Genomic DNA, 14,227 nt, shown 5'->3' with positions numbered 1-14,227 from the left:
GCGGAGTCTGATGAATATGTTCAGCGGCAGTATGGTAGCTCTGGTAACACCCATGCGGGCGGATGGCTCGTTAGACGGTGAAAGCCTGCGCAAGCTCGTTGATTTTCATATTCATAATGGTACCAGTGCCATTGTCGCTGTGGGTACCACCGGCGAATCCGCTACATTGAGTATTGATGAACACACTGATGTAATTCGTCAGGTCGTGGAACAAGCTGCTGGTCGCATTCCAGTCATAGCTGGTACCGGTGCAAACTCCACCGAAGAAGCGATTGAACTATCGCTTTATGCCAAACAATTAGGCGTTGATGCCGTTCTGCTGGTGACTCCTTATTACAATAGACCGACTCAAGAAGGTTTGTATCTGCATTTCAAAGCGATCGCCGAAGCTGTGGATATTCCGCAAATCCTGTATAACGTACCCAGCCGCACGGCTTGTGACTTATTACCTGAAACCGTCGCTCGATTGGCTAAAATCGGCAATATTGTCGGTATTAAAGAAGCGACAGGGGATGTGAGAAGAGTAAAGTTAATTCAAGATCTGTGCGACGATAATTTTGAACTTTATACTGGCGAAGATGCCAATACCGTGGATTTTATTTTGGCGGGGGGCAGAGGTGTTATATCGGTAACAGCTAATGTGGCACCTGCATTAATGAGTCAAATGTGTGAGTCCGCGTTAAATGGTGATGCCGATACCGCTCGTGAAATCAACGATAAGTTATCTTTGTTACATCAGCGGTTATTTTCTGAATCCAACCCGATTCCCGTTAAATGGGCACTCCATGAAATGGGCTTGATACCGGGTGGGATACGTTTACCAATGACAGTTTTGTCAGAACAATTTCATCAACCGGTTCGTGAGGCGCTGGTCACCGCCGGTGTTTTGAATCCATAAGTGAGTGAATGTAATTAAATGAACACTAATCGTTTTAAGTTGAAAGCCTGTGGTGTACTGGTAGCAGTCAGCGTTACAGGTTGTGGACTGTTGCCATCACTGGATGAGGTTGCTCCAGATAATACTCAGAAATACCGTAAAGCAGAGACTATGCCTCCACTGGATATACCACCTGATCTGAGTACTTCACGCATAAACGACCAAATTGTTGGTAATGTTCAAAGCACCGCAACCTATTCCGAATATGAAGAAGCCGGAACCAATCCTCTAGCTGCTCGCTATAACGTAACCCCAGAATCTAAACCCGCTTTATCCGGTGAAGGCGTAAATCGTCATTTAGTGGTTCCGGGTGACCGTGATGAAACTTGGCAGCGTATTGAAGCGTTCTGGGCTGATATCAACATGGACATTCACCGTAAAGATCAGCGTATCGGTTTAATGGATACACGGCCTGATGTTGATGGTTATGCTTATCGTATTCGTATGGAACGTGGTGATGTAAATCGTTCTGCCCGTGTATTTATCACCGGCATAGATGAAACTAATCGCAGCAACCAAAAAGACGAAGCCATGCTGCGTCAGTTGGCAGAATACCTTGGTGGTTTATATCAACAAGATAAAGCTCGTGCAGTTGCAGCCATGCCAACGTCAGCCGCTCAACAAATTGATGCGCGTGTAATTCTGATTGATGAAGCAGAAGGCCAACAAGCTCTGGTTGTTGAACAAGAATTTACCACTGTGTGGGACCGTGTCGGACGGGTATTGGATAGCCGTGGTTTTGCCGTAGAAGATCGTGATCGTTCACGTGGTACCTACTATGTACGCTATCTGGATCCATTCAATGAAGCTCAAAGAGAAGAACGCGGTTTCTTTGGTCGGATGGCTTTCTGGAAAGGTGATGATGAGGTTGCTCCGGAAGAGTATTACTACATTAAACTGGTTTCAGATGCATCAAATACCCGTATTACCGTATTAGACGCTGAACAGGTTCGTACCGGTTCAGATACTGCCAAACGTTTACTTGGCTTGATTCAGGAACAATTGACTCAATAATGCGCTTTGCATCACTTGGCAGCGGTAGCCGGGGCAATGCAACATTGATTTCGCAGGGAAAAACCACAATCCTGGTGGATTGTGGTTTTTCTGCTCGTGAAACTGAAAAACGTTTACGACGTTTCGGGCTGACCAGTTCGGATCTCTCTGCCATCCTGGTGACACATGAACATGCCGATCATATCGGTGGGGTTCGAGTACTTTCACAAAAATTCAATATTCCTGTCTATGCCACTCCTGGCACAGCAGCCTGTTTACCCACTGAGGTTATGCCGCATATCCATGAATTCAGTTGTCATGAAACCTTTGTGGTTAATGATATTGAAGTGTCACCATTTCCAGTACCGCACGATGCGCGGGAGCCCAGCCAGTTTGTGTTTCATAACGGCGATTTTCGCTTAGGCTTACTCACTGATGTCGGCTTTATTACGCCGCTAATAGAGTCAGCATTAACACTGTGTGATGGTCTAATGCTGGAAGCTAATCATGATATGGCGATGCTCGATCAGGGCGAATACCCCGAATATTTGAAACAGCGGGTCGGTGGTCGTTTCGGCCATTTAAATAACGTGCAATCTGCCGAATTACTTGCGAAAATTGACACCTCGCGTTTGCAGCACATTGTTGCCATGCATATCAGCGAAAAGAATAACTCCCCGGCATTAGTGAAGCCTTTGTTTGCTGATGCCCTGAATTGCACACCAGACTGGATTGGCATTGCTGAACAAGATGCCGGATTTGACTGGCGTGAACTTAAAAAAGCCTAAGAGAAAACACCATGCAAAAATTACAGCAACTTTATGCCGGTAAAGCCAAAAGCGTCTTTGCAACTGACGATCAGGATTATGTTGTACTCAGTTTTCGTGATGACACATCTGCGTTTGATGGTGAGCGAATCGAACAGTTGAGCCGTAAGGGTGAGGTTAATAATAAGTTCAATGCCTTTATCATGGAGCAGCTGGGTAAGGCGGGCATTCCAACGCATTTTGAAAAACTACTCAATGCCAATGAAGCGTTAGTCAAAAACATGAAAATGATTCCGGTGGAATGTGTGGTGCGTAATGTCGCTTCCGGCAGTCTGGTACGTCGTCTTGGAGTAGAAGATGGCATGGAACTCAATCCGCCGGTATTTGAGTTTTCCTGAAAAACGATGCATTGCATGATCCGATGGTCAATGAATTCCATATCGCCACCTTTGGCTGGGCCACTGATGAACAAGTGCAACGGATGAAAGCGCTGACTTTTGAAGTGAATCAGGTGCTGAAAAAACTGTTCGCTGATGCAGGAATGATTCTGGTCGATTACAAACTGGAATTTGGTGTGTTTAAAGGTGAAATTTATCTCGGTGATGAGTTCAGCCCGGATGGCTGCCGTTTATGGGATGCCGAAACCCGTAAGAAACTCGATAAAGATCGCTTCCGTCAGGGGCTGGGCGGTGTTATCGAAGCCTACGAAGAAGTTGCTCAGCGGATTGGTGTGCCTCTCTAGTCATTTCTGCGGTTTGGTATAAATAATTACCCTCACAGAGACAGAGAGTGTAGAGGTTTAAAAAGAATCTATCCGCAGGTTACGCAGATCTTCGCACATTTTTAGAGAAACATTTTTAAGCAAAGGTTTTTAACAAAATACCAAGCCTCGGATTAAGCAGTTATTTTGCGTAGGTTGGCGCTGAGCTTGCGAAGCCCAACACTGAATTATGTTGTGTTACGCTGCGCTAACCAGACCTACATTATTTTAATCTCTGTGCTCTCTGTGTCTCTGAGGTTAGTTTCTTTTAATCTGCGTCCATCTGCGGATTAACTATCAGTAATTTTTCCGAGTTATTCGCCCAAAAATATCGTAAGTTACGACAATCATCCAAGAATAATCAAAATATAGTGACAATATTTGTCACTATCTGACCAAAAATAGAGGTGCTAACTGATTGCTCAAAGCACTCATGGCCTTGTAACCTATTGATAAATAATTATAAATAAATGTGGCACGGTCAATGCTCTAGTAAACGTGAGCACAAAGCTTGTCGTCTAAATTACGGAGATTTAAAAATGAAAAAAACACAACAAGGTTTTACATTAATCGAATTAATGATTGTTATCGCAATCATCGGTATTTTGGCGGCAATCGCTTTGCCTGCTTATCAACAGTACACAGATAAAGCACGTTATACCGAAGTAGTTATGGCTTCTACTGCAGTTAAGACGGCTGTAGAGGTTTGTGCTCAAGTTCAAGGTGGCTTTACAAATTGCGTCGCGGGTACAAATGGCGTTCCGGCTAATATGGCTGCTGGAGATGATCCTACAGTTATGGTCGATAATGTAACTTGGACTGTAACGGACAATACAAATGGAACAATAGCTGTTACTCCAAATGCAGTAGGTGGTGTTGTAGCAGCTGATGTCTATAGTCTAGCTGGTACATATTCAGCAGCTAACGGGACAGTTACTTGGGTTGGCACATGTGCTAACAATGCGGCCTTGTGTTAAGTCTCTTCTAAATCAAAAAAGCCCCGATTCGTCGGCTTTTTTGTTTCTGACGTAAGTATTTTTCCCTAACGAAATTCATTAACCTCAGCTTCAAGGCATTTTTAATATCTTCTTCAAGATGTAATATCCAAAATCCCTTTTGACAGCGCTCCCTAAATTGCATTCAATTGCCCCATAAATTCATAGTTGGGGAATCCCATGGAAAATCATCCGCAAAAAATTACCGTTGGTTGGCGTGAGTGGTTATGCTTGCCGGAGCTGGGTATTGATCGAATTAAAGCTAAGGTCGATACCGGTGCCAGAACGTCGGCGATTCATGCGTTTTCGGTTGAACCGATTGAGAGAAACGGTGAACTCTGGGTAAGATTTGGTGTGCATCCCAATCAAAACGATACCGAGACGGAAATCTGGTGTGAGGCGCCGGTTAAGGATGAACGTAACGTAACGGACTCAGGTGGGCATACCGAAAAACGTTATGTTATTCAGACTCCCTTAAGCGTTGGCGGTCTTACCTGGCCAATCGAAATTACCCTTACAAACCGAGACACCATGCTGTTTCGAATGTTACTAGGACGCACTGCCATGACGACTGGTAATATATTGGTGAATCCGGCATTGTCGTATCAGGCAAGCCCCCCCTCAAACAACACGATCCAAGCGCCCAAAGATGAAGCGCTTGATGGAGAATCTGCATGAAAATAGCCATTTTGTCCCGTAATGCGAAGCTGTATTCGACTCGCCGATTGGTCGAGGCTGCGCAAGCGCGAGGGCATGAGGTTGATGTGTTGGATGTTTTACGTTGTTATATGAATATCACTTCGATGAAACCGGAAGTACATTACAAAGGTGAAAATGTAACTGGTTATGATGCGGTTATCCCACGGATCGGTGCTTCGGTGACTTTTTACGGAACTGCTGTCCTTCGCCAATTTGAGATGATGAATGTTTATCCATTAAATGAGTCAGTAGCTATCAGTCGTTCGCGCGACAAGCTTCGGGCTTTGCAATTATTATCCCGCCGCGGCATTGGTCTGCCGGTTACTGGTTTTGCGCATCGTCCGGATGATGTTGATGATTTAATCAAGATGGTGGGTGGTGCACCGTTGGTCATCAAGTTATTAGAAGGAACGCAGGGGATCGGTGTGGTGCTTGCCGAAACAGCGGGCGCGGCAGAAAGCGTAATTGAAGCCTTTATGGGCATGAAAGCCAATATTCTGGTCCAAGAATTTATCAAAGAAGCCGGTGGTGCTGATATTCGCTGTTTTGTAGTTGGTGAGAAAGTCGTGGCTGCAATGAAACGACAAGGTAAAGAAGGTGAGTTCCGTTCCAATCTGCATCGTGGCGGTACCGCTAACCTGATTCGTATTACACCGGCTGAACGTGCCACAGCCGTCCGTGCTGCAAAGACGATGGGCTTGAATGTATGTGGTGTGGATTTATTGCGTTCTAATCATGGACCAGTGGTGATGGAAGTTAATTCATCACCTGGCCTTGAAGGCATTGAAGCGGCCACCGGTAAAGATATCGCCAGTTTGATTATCGATTTTATTGAAAAAAATTCTGTTTCTGGAACCACTAAAACCAAAGGCCGAGGTTGATGGCAGAAGAACTTATTATTGCCGGACAAACTATAGCACCAGGACAGAACAAAGTGGTCGATGTACCACTGCCTGATTTGTATATGCACACCTCGTTAAGTATGCCGGTACAGGTGATGCGTGGTAGACGCGAAGGACCGGTTTTATTTGTGTCTGGTGCGGTACATGGCGATGAAATCGTCGGTGTTGAAATTATTCGGCGTTTAGTTCGAAGTAAACGGCTTAAAGGTCTTAAAGGCACATTAATCACCATTCCAGTAGTAAATGTATATGGATTTATTAATCAAACACGTTATTTACCGGATCGCCGTGATTTAAATCGTTGTTTTCCGGGCTCTGAAGAAGGCTCTCTTGCCGCGCGTTTAGCGAATTTATTTATGAGCGAAGTAGTGCATAAATGCACCCATGGGGTGGATTTACATACTGCGGCTATTCATCGCGACAATCTCCCACAAATTCGTGCAGCATTGGATAACCCGGTTGTTGAGGAGATGGCAAGGTCATTTAATGCTCCGGTTATTTTGAATTCAGGGTTAATTGAGGGTTCGTTGCGTCATGCCTGCCAGCAGGTTAACGTACCAGTCATTGTTTACGAGGCAGGTGAAGCTTTACGCTTTAATGAACTGGCGATTCGTGCAGGTGTCAGAGGTGTGTTGGCAGTAATGCGTAAGTTAGGCATGTTGGCAGAGTCACGTACCAAACATGTAAAACCTGTCGATCCCTTTGTTGCACGTTCCAGCAGTTGGGTGAGAGCGCCGCAAAGCGGTATTTTTAGAATGTTGGTACCCATGGGGGCGCAGGTAACAAAAGGCGACATCCTGGGTATTGTGGCGGCGCCTTATGGCGATGAGAAATCTGAAACCAAAGTTGTCGCAATCTGCAGCGGTGTCATCATCGGCAGAACCAATATTCCACTAGTAAATGAAGGTGAAGCCTTGTTCCACATTGCGCGTTTCAACCGTCCCGATGAAGTCGCCGATAGTGTTGAAGCCTTCAATACCAATCTGGATCCATCAACCGATACCAGCGCACCAGAAGAACGACCGATTATCTAATTAGATCTTTCCGGTCAGATAGACTTGATACTGTCATAATATTTTTGCAATTTATCCTTAAAATAGTGACAATCCCGCGATTTAACTGAAGCCAAAGGGGGTCATACTGATGACACAAGCCCAAGCCAACCTTGATATCAACACACCTGAAAATGCGCCAGAAGAATGGAGTGCGCAACAGAGCAGTAAGCTCTATGGTGTGCGTGATTGGGGTGCGGATTATTTTGATATTTCCGCCGAGGGCAATGCGGTTGTCAGTTTGCAATTTGGTGAAAAGACCGTTCATGTACCGTTAATCGATATTGTTAATGGCATGAAAGAACGTGGCCTTGATATGCCCGCAGTATTACGCATCGAAAACCTTTTGGATCTGCGTATAACACAGTTAAACGAGGCATTTGCCCGGGCTATCGAAACCGCTGGTTACAAAAATCATTATCGCGGCGTGTTCCCGATCAAAGTAAATCAGCAATGTCATGTTATTGAAGAAATTGCCGATTACGGGCGTCGTTATCATCACGGTCTGGAAGCAGGCAGTAAAGCTGAACTGATTATTGCGATATCTCAACTGCGTGATCATGACAGCCTAATTATCTGTAATGGCTACAAAGACGAAGAATTTATAGATTTAGGTCTGTATGCCCGTCAAATGGGAATTCCATGCTTTTTTGTATTGGAAACTGCCACTGAGTTATTCACTATTTTAGAACGCAGCAAGGCCTTAGGAATTGATCCATTAATTGGTGTACGTATTCGTCTGGCTTCTACGGTTGAAGGTCACTGGAATGGTGACAGCGGTGACCGTTCCATCTTTGGTTTGTCGACTAATGCGTTGCTGGAAGTGGTTGAACAGCTCAAAAAAGCCGATATGTTGCATTGTTTACAGCTATTACACAGCCATTTAGGTTCGCAAATCCCCAATATCCGTAATATTCGTAGTGGTGTAATGGAAGCGTGCCGTTTCTATACTGGCCTTATCGAAGAAGGCGCACCAATGGGGTACATGGACCTCGGTGGTGGTTTGGCAGTTGACTACGAGGGCGCCCACTCAAATAGCACGCACAGTATGAACTATGGGCTGGATGAGTATTGCTACAACATTATTGAAGCTTTGCAAGAATGTCTGGATCCTCTAGATATTGCCCATCCAGTACTTATTACTGAATCTGGTCGTGCATTAATTGCTTATTCTTCGATGCTGCTTTTCAATGTGCTTGAAGTGCGTGACCATAAACCCGGTGCGATACCTGATCAAGCACCGGAAGACAGCCACGATATGTTGTTCAATCTTTATGCAGTGCTGGGCAATGTTACGGTGCAGAATCTGCAAGAATGTTACAACGACGCCATTTATTACCGGGATGAATTACGCGAGTTATTCCACCATGGTCAGGCGACATTACGTGAACGTGCTTTAGCTGAAAACGTATCACTCGCTATTCTGGAAAAAATCTCCGAATTATTGCCTCAGGCTCGCCGGGTCTCGGCTGAATTAGAAAGTCTGCCAGAATTACTATCAGATATTTATTACGGCAATTTCAGTTTGTTTCAATCGTTACCAGATATCTGGGCGATTGATCAGATCTTCCCGATCATGCCAATCCACCGTTTAAATGAAAAACCGACTCGCTCCGCCGTAATCGCTGATATGACCTGTGATTGTGACGGCAAAATTGATTCGTTTTCTTATGAAGATGGCATCTGTAAAACCTTGCCGCTGCATCCGCTTAAAGAGGGTGAAGAATATTATTTAAGTGTATTTCTGGTCGGTGCTTATCAGGAAACATTAGGCGATTTGCATAATTTGTTTGGTGATACCAACGTGGTCAGTGTGCATATCAGCGAAGATGGCAAATTTAATTTTGTTCGCGAGTTTCATGGCGACAGCATTGCTGACGTACTCAGCTATGTGGAATACGACCCGAAAGTGATGCAGGAACAATTCCGCAAACTGGCTGAGCAAGCCGTTCGGGATGGCAAAATTTCCGTACCCATGCGACAACAAATGTTACGTGCCTTCAGCGACAGCATGAATGGCTATACCTTCTTTGAAAGATAATCTCAGGTTTAAGGACTCAGCTCTATGTCAAAAGTGATCATTATTGGCGCCGGTGGTGTTGGCGGCGTCGTTACCCATAAATGTGCACAGTTACCGGAAGTGTTTTCAGAAATTATTCTGGCCAGCCGAAATGAAGATAAATGTAAGGCGATTGCTGCCCAGCTGGATCGACCAATTCGCACTGCCCAGGTTGATGCGGATAATGTGCCAGAGCTGACTGCATTACTGGAAAAAGAAAAACCGGATTTGGTTATCAACGTGGCATTGCCATATCAAGATTTGCACATCATGGATGCCTGTCTGGCCGCTGGTGTGGATTATCTGGATACAGCAAATTACGAACCTTTAGATACCGCCAAGTTTGAATACAGCTGGCAATGGGCTTATCGTGAAAAATTCGAAAATGCCGGTTTGATGGCTTTGCTTGGTAGCGGTTTTGATCCTGGTGCCACCAACGTATTTACCGCCTATCTTGCCAAACATTACTTCGATGAAATCCATGAGCTGGATATTATTGACGTCAATGGTGGCGATCACGGTTATCCGTTTGCTACCAACTTCAATCCAGAAATCAACATTCGTGAAGTCACTGCAGAGTGCCGTCATTGGGAAAATGGTGAGTTTGTTACCACGCCAGCCATGTCGAAAAAAGCCAGCTTTACCTGCCCAGAAGAAGTCGGTAACTACAATATTTACCGTATGTACCACGAAGAGCTGGAATCATTGGTAGTAAATTTCCCTACTTTGAAGCGTGCCCAGTTCTGGATGAGTTTTGGTGAAAGCTATCTGAAACATCTGGAAGTGCTGGGTAATGTTGGCATGACCGGTATCGAGCCGATTGACTATAACGGCCAGCAGATTGTGCCTATTCAGTTCCTGAAGGCTTTATTACCTGATCCTTCAACCCTTGGACCACGCACTAAAGGTAAAACCTGTATCGGTTGTGTAGTGAAAGGCGTTAAAGATGGTAAACAGAAAATTGTTTATCTCTACCAAATCAAAGACCATCAGGATTGCTACGCTGAAGTTCAATCTCAGGCGATTTCCTACACCACCGGTGTGCCAGCCATGATTGGCGCCAAAATGATGCTGGAAGGCAAGTGGAAGAAACCGGGCGTCTGGAACATTGAGCAGTTTGATCCAGATCCGTTTATGGAAGATATGAACAAATACGGACTGCCTTGGGAAGTAATTGAACTGGATGATTTCAATCTCGACGGTTGACCTTTATAAAGTAAGAAAAAGCTAACCACAAGACACCGAGGGCACAGATTTTTTTATCCGCAGATTACGCAGATGGACGCAGATTTTTAATTTTAATATGAATGTAGGTTGGGTTGAGCTTGCGAAACCCAACATCATCTATTCTTCTGGGTCTTGTTGGGTTTCATAAATTCAACTCAACCTACATTGTTTAAAAAACGTAGTTCGGGTGAGCGTAGCGTAACCCGCCAAAAATAATCTGCGGGAATCTGCGTAATCTGCGGATGATTTATTTTTACCTCTGTGCTCTCCGTGTCTTTGTGGTTAATAAGTGCTAACAATATAAATTAACTATCATTTTCAGGTATTTGAAAATAATGCAATTTACTGATTTTACCAAGCTGGATTTATCTCGATTGCCGTCGCCGTGTTTTGTGGTCGACGAGGTTGCGGTTGAGCGTAATTTACGCATTTTGAATCATGTGCAAACCGCCAGTGGTGCAAAAGTTTTGGCCGCCCTTAAAGCATTTTCAATGTGGTCTTTAGCGCCGTTGACTGCCAAATACCTGAGCGGCACCTGTGCCAGTGGTTTACATGAAGCAAGGCTTGGTTTTGAAGAATACGGTGGGGAAGTGCATGTATTTGCAGCAGCCTTCAATCAGCATGATATTGATGAATTGCTGACTTTTGCCCATCACATTGTGTTTAACTCCTGCGGCCAATGGCTGCGGTTTCGTGAGCAATGTCTAGCTGCTCAACAGCAACGTCCGGAACTACATTTTGGTTTACGAATCAATCCGGAGCATTCAGAAGGTGCAGTGCCGATTTACGATCCGTGTGCGCCCGGTTCGCGTTTAGGCATTCCGTTATCGCAATTAGATGAAGCTGCTTTGGATGGTATTTCCGGACTGCATTTTCATACTCTATGTGAGCAAGGTTTTGAACCATTGCAACGCACTGTTGCAGCCATGGAAGCCAAATTCGGGCATTTGTTGCCACAGATGCAGTGGGTAAATTTTGGCGGTGGGCATCATATTACAGTTGATGGTTATAACATCGACGGTCTTATTGAAATGATTCGGGACTTTAAACAACGGCATCAGGTCGAAGTTTATCTGGAACCAGGCGAGGCAGTAGCAATCGGTACCGGTATTTTAAGCTGTGAAGTTCTGGATATCACTTGGAATCATCTGGAACAGGCGATTCTTGATACCTCAGCCACCTGTCATATGCCTGATACCCTGGAAATGCCTTATCGTCCAGATATTACCGGTTCAGGTTTAGCTGATGAAAAAACACATACCTACAGGTTGGGTGGTTTAACTTGTCTGGCCGGCGATGTGATTGGCGATTACAGCTTTGATAAACCACTGGAAATTGGTCAACGGCTGGTATTTGAAGATATGAGCCATTACACCATGGTCAAAACCACGACGTTTAATGGCACCAAATTACCGTCACTGGCTATCTGGAATTCCGAAACCGATGAGTTACGTGTAGTCAAAAGTTTTGGCTACAGCGATTTTAAAGAGCGACTGTCATGACTGCTGAATTGAACGAAGAATTTCCGATTTTCCTCGGATCCGAAATTGACCAGGCTGATCCAAAGCAGGCGATGTTTCATGTATTACCTGTGCCCTATGAAAAATCAGTTTCCTATGGTGGTGGTACAGCAAACGGACCTTCCACCATCTTGAATGCCTCATGGCAACTGGAAAAATGGGATGGTAAAAGCAATCCCTGTGATTTGGGCATCTATACCTGCCCGCCAGTTGATTGCAGCGTTAGCTCACAACAGGTTATTGATAATATTGCTAATGCTACCGCCGAAATCATTCGTAATGGTGGCATTCCCGTGGTGTTAGGCGGTGAACATACCGTAACTTATGGCGTCATCAAAGGCTTGAAGGATGCCGGAATTGAAGATTTCGGCATCGTTCAAATCGATGCCCACGCCGATCTGCGTCATGCCTATGAAGGCGATATTTTGAGCCATGCCTCGGTAATGAAACGCGCAGTGGATATGGGTATTCCGTTATACCAACTGGGGATTCGTGCGTTTTGTGAAGAAGAAATGCAGGTGCGTGAAGAGTTTGGTGTGTATTACCAGGATGCCGATGAACTTGTACCCAATAATATCAACAGCATTACCTTGCCCGATGACTTCCCGCAAAAAGTGTTTTTTACAGTCGATATTGATGGCATGGATCCCAGCGTATTTCCCTCAACAGGTACGCCCGTACCGGGTGGCCTGAGCTGGTATCAAACATTGAATCTGTTTGAATCGGTCGCCAAACAGCGTGAAATTATCGGCTTTGATGTTATGGAATTTGCGCCGATTGAAGGATTCCATGCCTATGACTTCGCAGCATCAATGCTGACCTATAAGTTGATGGGGATCACTGCTCGTAGCCGTCAAAGCTGATTTTTGAAAGTAACCGCAGAGGCACAGAGGTTTTTGAGTTATCCGTAGATTATTTTTGTCGGGTTACGCTAAGTTAAACCGACCTACATTTTTTATAAAGAGTGTAGGTTGGGTTGAATTTATGAAACCCAACACGACGCAAAATAATTTAAATGGTGTTGGGTTTCGCAGGCTCAACCCAACCTACGGTCCTTTTTTTAGAATACTCTTCGTAATCTGCGGATCTGTTTTCTTTTATCTCCGTGCCCTTTGTGTCTCTTTGGTGAATTAGTAATTTCTGCTTTTCTTTGAAGCGTTTACACGTTAAAATTCGCGGTTTTTTTACTCTCTGGGGTCTGCGACATGAGCCAAGCTACAATCACATTGCTGCAAAACTATTACGATGCGTTCAACCGCCAGGATATGGATGCGTTTTTGAATATGCTGACTGACGATGTTATTCATGACGTTAACCAGGGTGGTCGTGAAGTTGGTAAAGAAAAATTCTCTGCATTTATGGATCGCATGAATGCACATTACAAAGAACAAATCGTTGATATTTCCATCACCAGCAACGAAGCAGGTGATCGCGCTGCTGTTGAATTTACCGTATTAGGTGAGTACCTGAGCACCGATGAAGGTTTGCCAGAAGCTAACGGCCAAAAATACAACCTGCCAGCCGGTGCGTTTTTTGTGATTCGTGATGGCAAAGTGGCTCGCATCACTAACTACTACAACCTGGAAGACTGGGTTAAACAAGTCGTCGGTTAAACTGCAGCACAATCAGCCAGGCTGGAATGTATTTTCCAGTCTGGCTTTTTTATATGCCTTTCCATTGCACGGATTGAAATAACTATGCTGGAATTGAAACGTTTATCAGGCGAAGCCCTGAATCAATTTATTCCTGAACTGGCCAAATTACGTATTCAGGTTTTTCGTGATTTTCCTTATCTCTACGACGGGGATCCGGATTACGAAGCACGATATTTGCAGACTTATATCGAAGCGCCTGACAGCGTGATTGTTTTGGCCTTTGATGGCGATAAGGTGGTTGGTGCATCGACTGGGATTCCGCTGAAATATGAAACGGATGAAGTCAAAGCACCGTTTATCAAAGCGGGCATTGATGTCGATAGCGTGTTTTATTGTGGTGAGTCGGTTTTGTTGTCGCAATATCGAGGGCAGGGCGCTGGCGTAGCGTTCTTTGATCATCGTGAACAGCATGCCCGTGAGTTGGGGGGATATAAGTACAGCTGTTTTTGCGGTGTACAACGCTGATGATCATCCTCGACGTCCGGCAGGTTTCAGACCACTGGATAATTTCTGGCGTAAACGGGGTTATGAAAAACATCCTGAACTTCACACCACTTTCAGCTGGAAAGAACTGGATGAAGAGCATGAATCACCCAAACCAATGACTTTCTGGATGAAGAAACTCTAGAGCTTATCTGCAATGCAGGAGATATGCTGTTAC

14 protein-coding genes and 1 pseudogene are annotated in these 14,227 nt (G+C 44.8%); all 15 read left to right on the top strand.

Annotated elements, in window-relative coordinates; genetic code table 11:
• The first annotated feature begins 16 nt into the window (after positions 1-16).
• The 15 genes and pseudogenes from dapA (at position 17) to E8Q33_RS16685 (ending at position 14,194) form a co-directional block, all read left to right on the top strand.
• Positions 17-898 carry a 4-hydroxy-tetrahydrodipicolinate synthase gene (dapA, locus tag E8Q33_RS05740; RefSeq protein ID WP_136553706.1) on the top strand — a complete coding sequence of 294 codons (882 nt, stop codon included), beginning with the start codon at positions 17-19 and terminating at the stop codon, positions 896-898.
• Positions 899-916: 18 nt separating this feature from the next.
• Positions 917-1,951, top strand: coding sequence for an outer membrane protein assembly factor BamC (gene bamC / locus E8Q33_RS05735; protein WP_168800164.1), 1,035 nt, complete (start codon positions 917-919; stop codon positions 1,949-1,951).
• Entirely contained in the window at positions 1,951-2,718 is a 768-nt protein-coding gene (locus tag E8Q33_RS05730; RefSeq protein WP_136553478.1) for an MBL fold metallo-hydrolase, read from the top strand. Before bamC ends, E8Q33_RS05730 begins: the two co-directional genes overlap by 1 nt.
• 11 nt (positions 2,719-2,729) lie before the next feature.
• Positions 2,730-3,439 (top strand): annotated as a pseudogene (purC, locus tag E8Q33_RS05725) (phosphoribosylaminoimidazolesuccinocarboxamide synthase).
• 557 nt (positions 3,440-3,996) lie between these two features.
• Positions 3,997-4,434 carry a prepilin-type N-terminal cleavage/methylation domain-containing protein gene (locus E8Q33_RS05720; RefSeq protein ID WP_136553477.1) on the top strand — a complete coding sequence of 146 codons (438 nt, stop codon included), beginning with the start codon at positions 3,997-3,999 and terminating at the stop codon, positions 4,432-4,434.
• A 198-nt stretch (positions 4,435-4,632) separates the two neighbouring features.
• Entirely contained in the window at positions 4,633-5,130 is a 498-nt protein-coding gene (locus E8Q33_RS05715) for an ATP-dependent zinc protease (RefSeq protein WP_136553475.1), read from the top strand.
• Positions 5,127-6,032, top strand: coding sequence for a 30S ribosomal protein S6--L-glutamate ligase (gene rimK / locus E8Q33_RS05710; protein WP_136553473.1), 906 nt, complete (start codon positions 5,127-5,129; stop codon positions 6,030-6,032). Before E8Q33_RS05715 ends, rimK begins: the two co-directional genes overlap by 4 nt.
• Positions 6,032-7,087, top strand: a complete 1,056-nt coding sequence (locus E8Q33_RS05705; protein WP_136553472.1) for a succinylglutamate desuccinylase/aspartoacylase family protein — start codon at positions 6,032-6,034, stop codon at positions 7,085-7,087. The genes rimK and E8Q33_RS05705 overlap by 1 nt, the downstream gene beginning before the upstream one ends.
• Positions 7,088-7,196: 109 nt before the next feature.
• Complete coding sequence (gene speA, locus E8Q33_RS05700; protein ID WP_136553470.1) at positions 7,197-9,146, top strand: biosynthetic arginine decarboxylase; 1,950 nt, start codon at positions 7,197-7,199, stop codon at positions 9,144-9,146.
• A 24-nt stretch (positions 9,147-9,170) separates the two neighbouring features.
• A complete protein-coding gene (locus E8Q33_RS05695) occupies positions 9,171-10,370 on the top strand; it encodes a saccharopine dehydrogenase family protein (RefSeq protein WP_136553468.1) in 1,200 nt (399 codons plus the stop codon).
• Positions 10,371-10,726: 356 nt separating this feature from the next.
• Positions 10,727-11,893 (top strand): carboxynorspermidine decarboxylase, encoded by a 1,167-nt coding sequence (gene nspC / locus E8Q33_RS05690; protein ID WP_136553466.1) that lies wholly within the window; start codon positions 10,727-10,729, stop codon positions 11,891-11,893.
• A complete protein-coding gene (gene speB / locus E8Q33_RS05685; RefSeq protein ID WP_136553464.1) occupies positions 11,890-12,774 on the top strand; it encodes an agmatinase in 885 nt (294 codons plus the stop codon). Before nspC ends, speB begins: the two co-directional genes overlap by 4 nt.
• A 342-nt stretch (positions 12,775-13,116) precedes the next feature.
• Positions 13,117-13,524 carry a ketosteroid isomerase-related protein gene (locus E8Q33_RS05680; RefSeq protein WP_069295163.1) on the top strand — a complete coding sequence of 136 codons (408 nt, stop codon included), beginning with the start codon at positions 13,117-13,119 and terminating at the stop codon, positions 13,522-13,524.
• 84 nt (positions 13,525-13,608) lie between these two features.
• A complete protein-coding gene (locus tag E8Q33_RS05675) occupies positions 13,609-14,031 on the top strand; it encodes a GNAT family N-acetyltransferase (protein WP_371413270.1) in 423 nt (140 codons plus the stop codon).
• Positions 14,018-14,194 carry a hypothetical protein gene (locus E8Q33_RS16685; protein ID WP_371413269.1) on the top strand — a complete coding sequence of 59 codons (177 nt, stop codon included), beginning with the start codon at positions 14,018-14,020 and terminating at the stop codon, positions 14,192-14,194. The genes E8Q33_RS05675 and E8Q33_RS16685 overlap by 14 nt, the downstream gene beginning before the upstream one ends.
• Positions 14,195-14,227: the final 33 nt, after the last annotated feature.

The organism is Methylophaga sp. SB9B (assembly GCF_004832235.1).
In the GTDB taxonomy this organism is placed as follows: Bacteria; Pseudomonadota; Gammaproteobacteria; order Nitrosococcales; family Methylophagaceae; genus Methylophaga; species Methylophaga muralis.
This window is presented reverse-complemented; position numbering and strand designations above follow the sequence as displayed.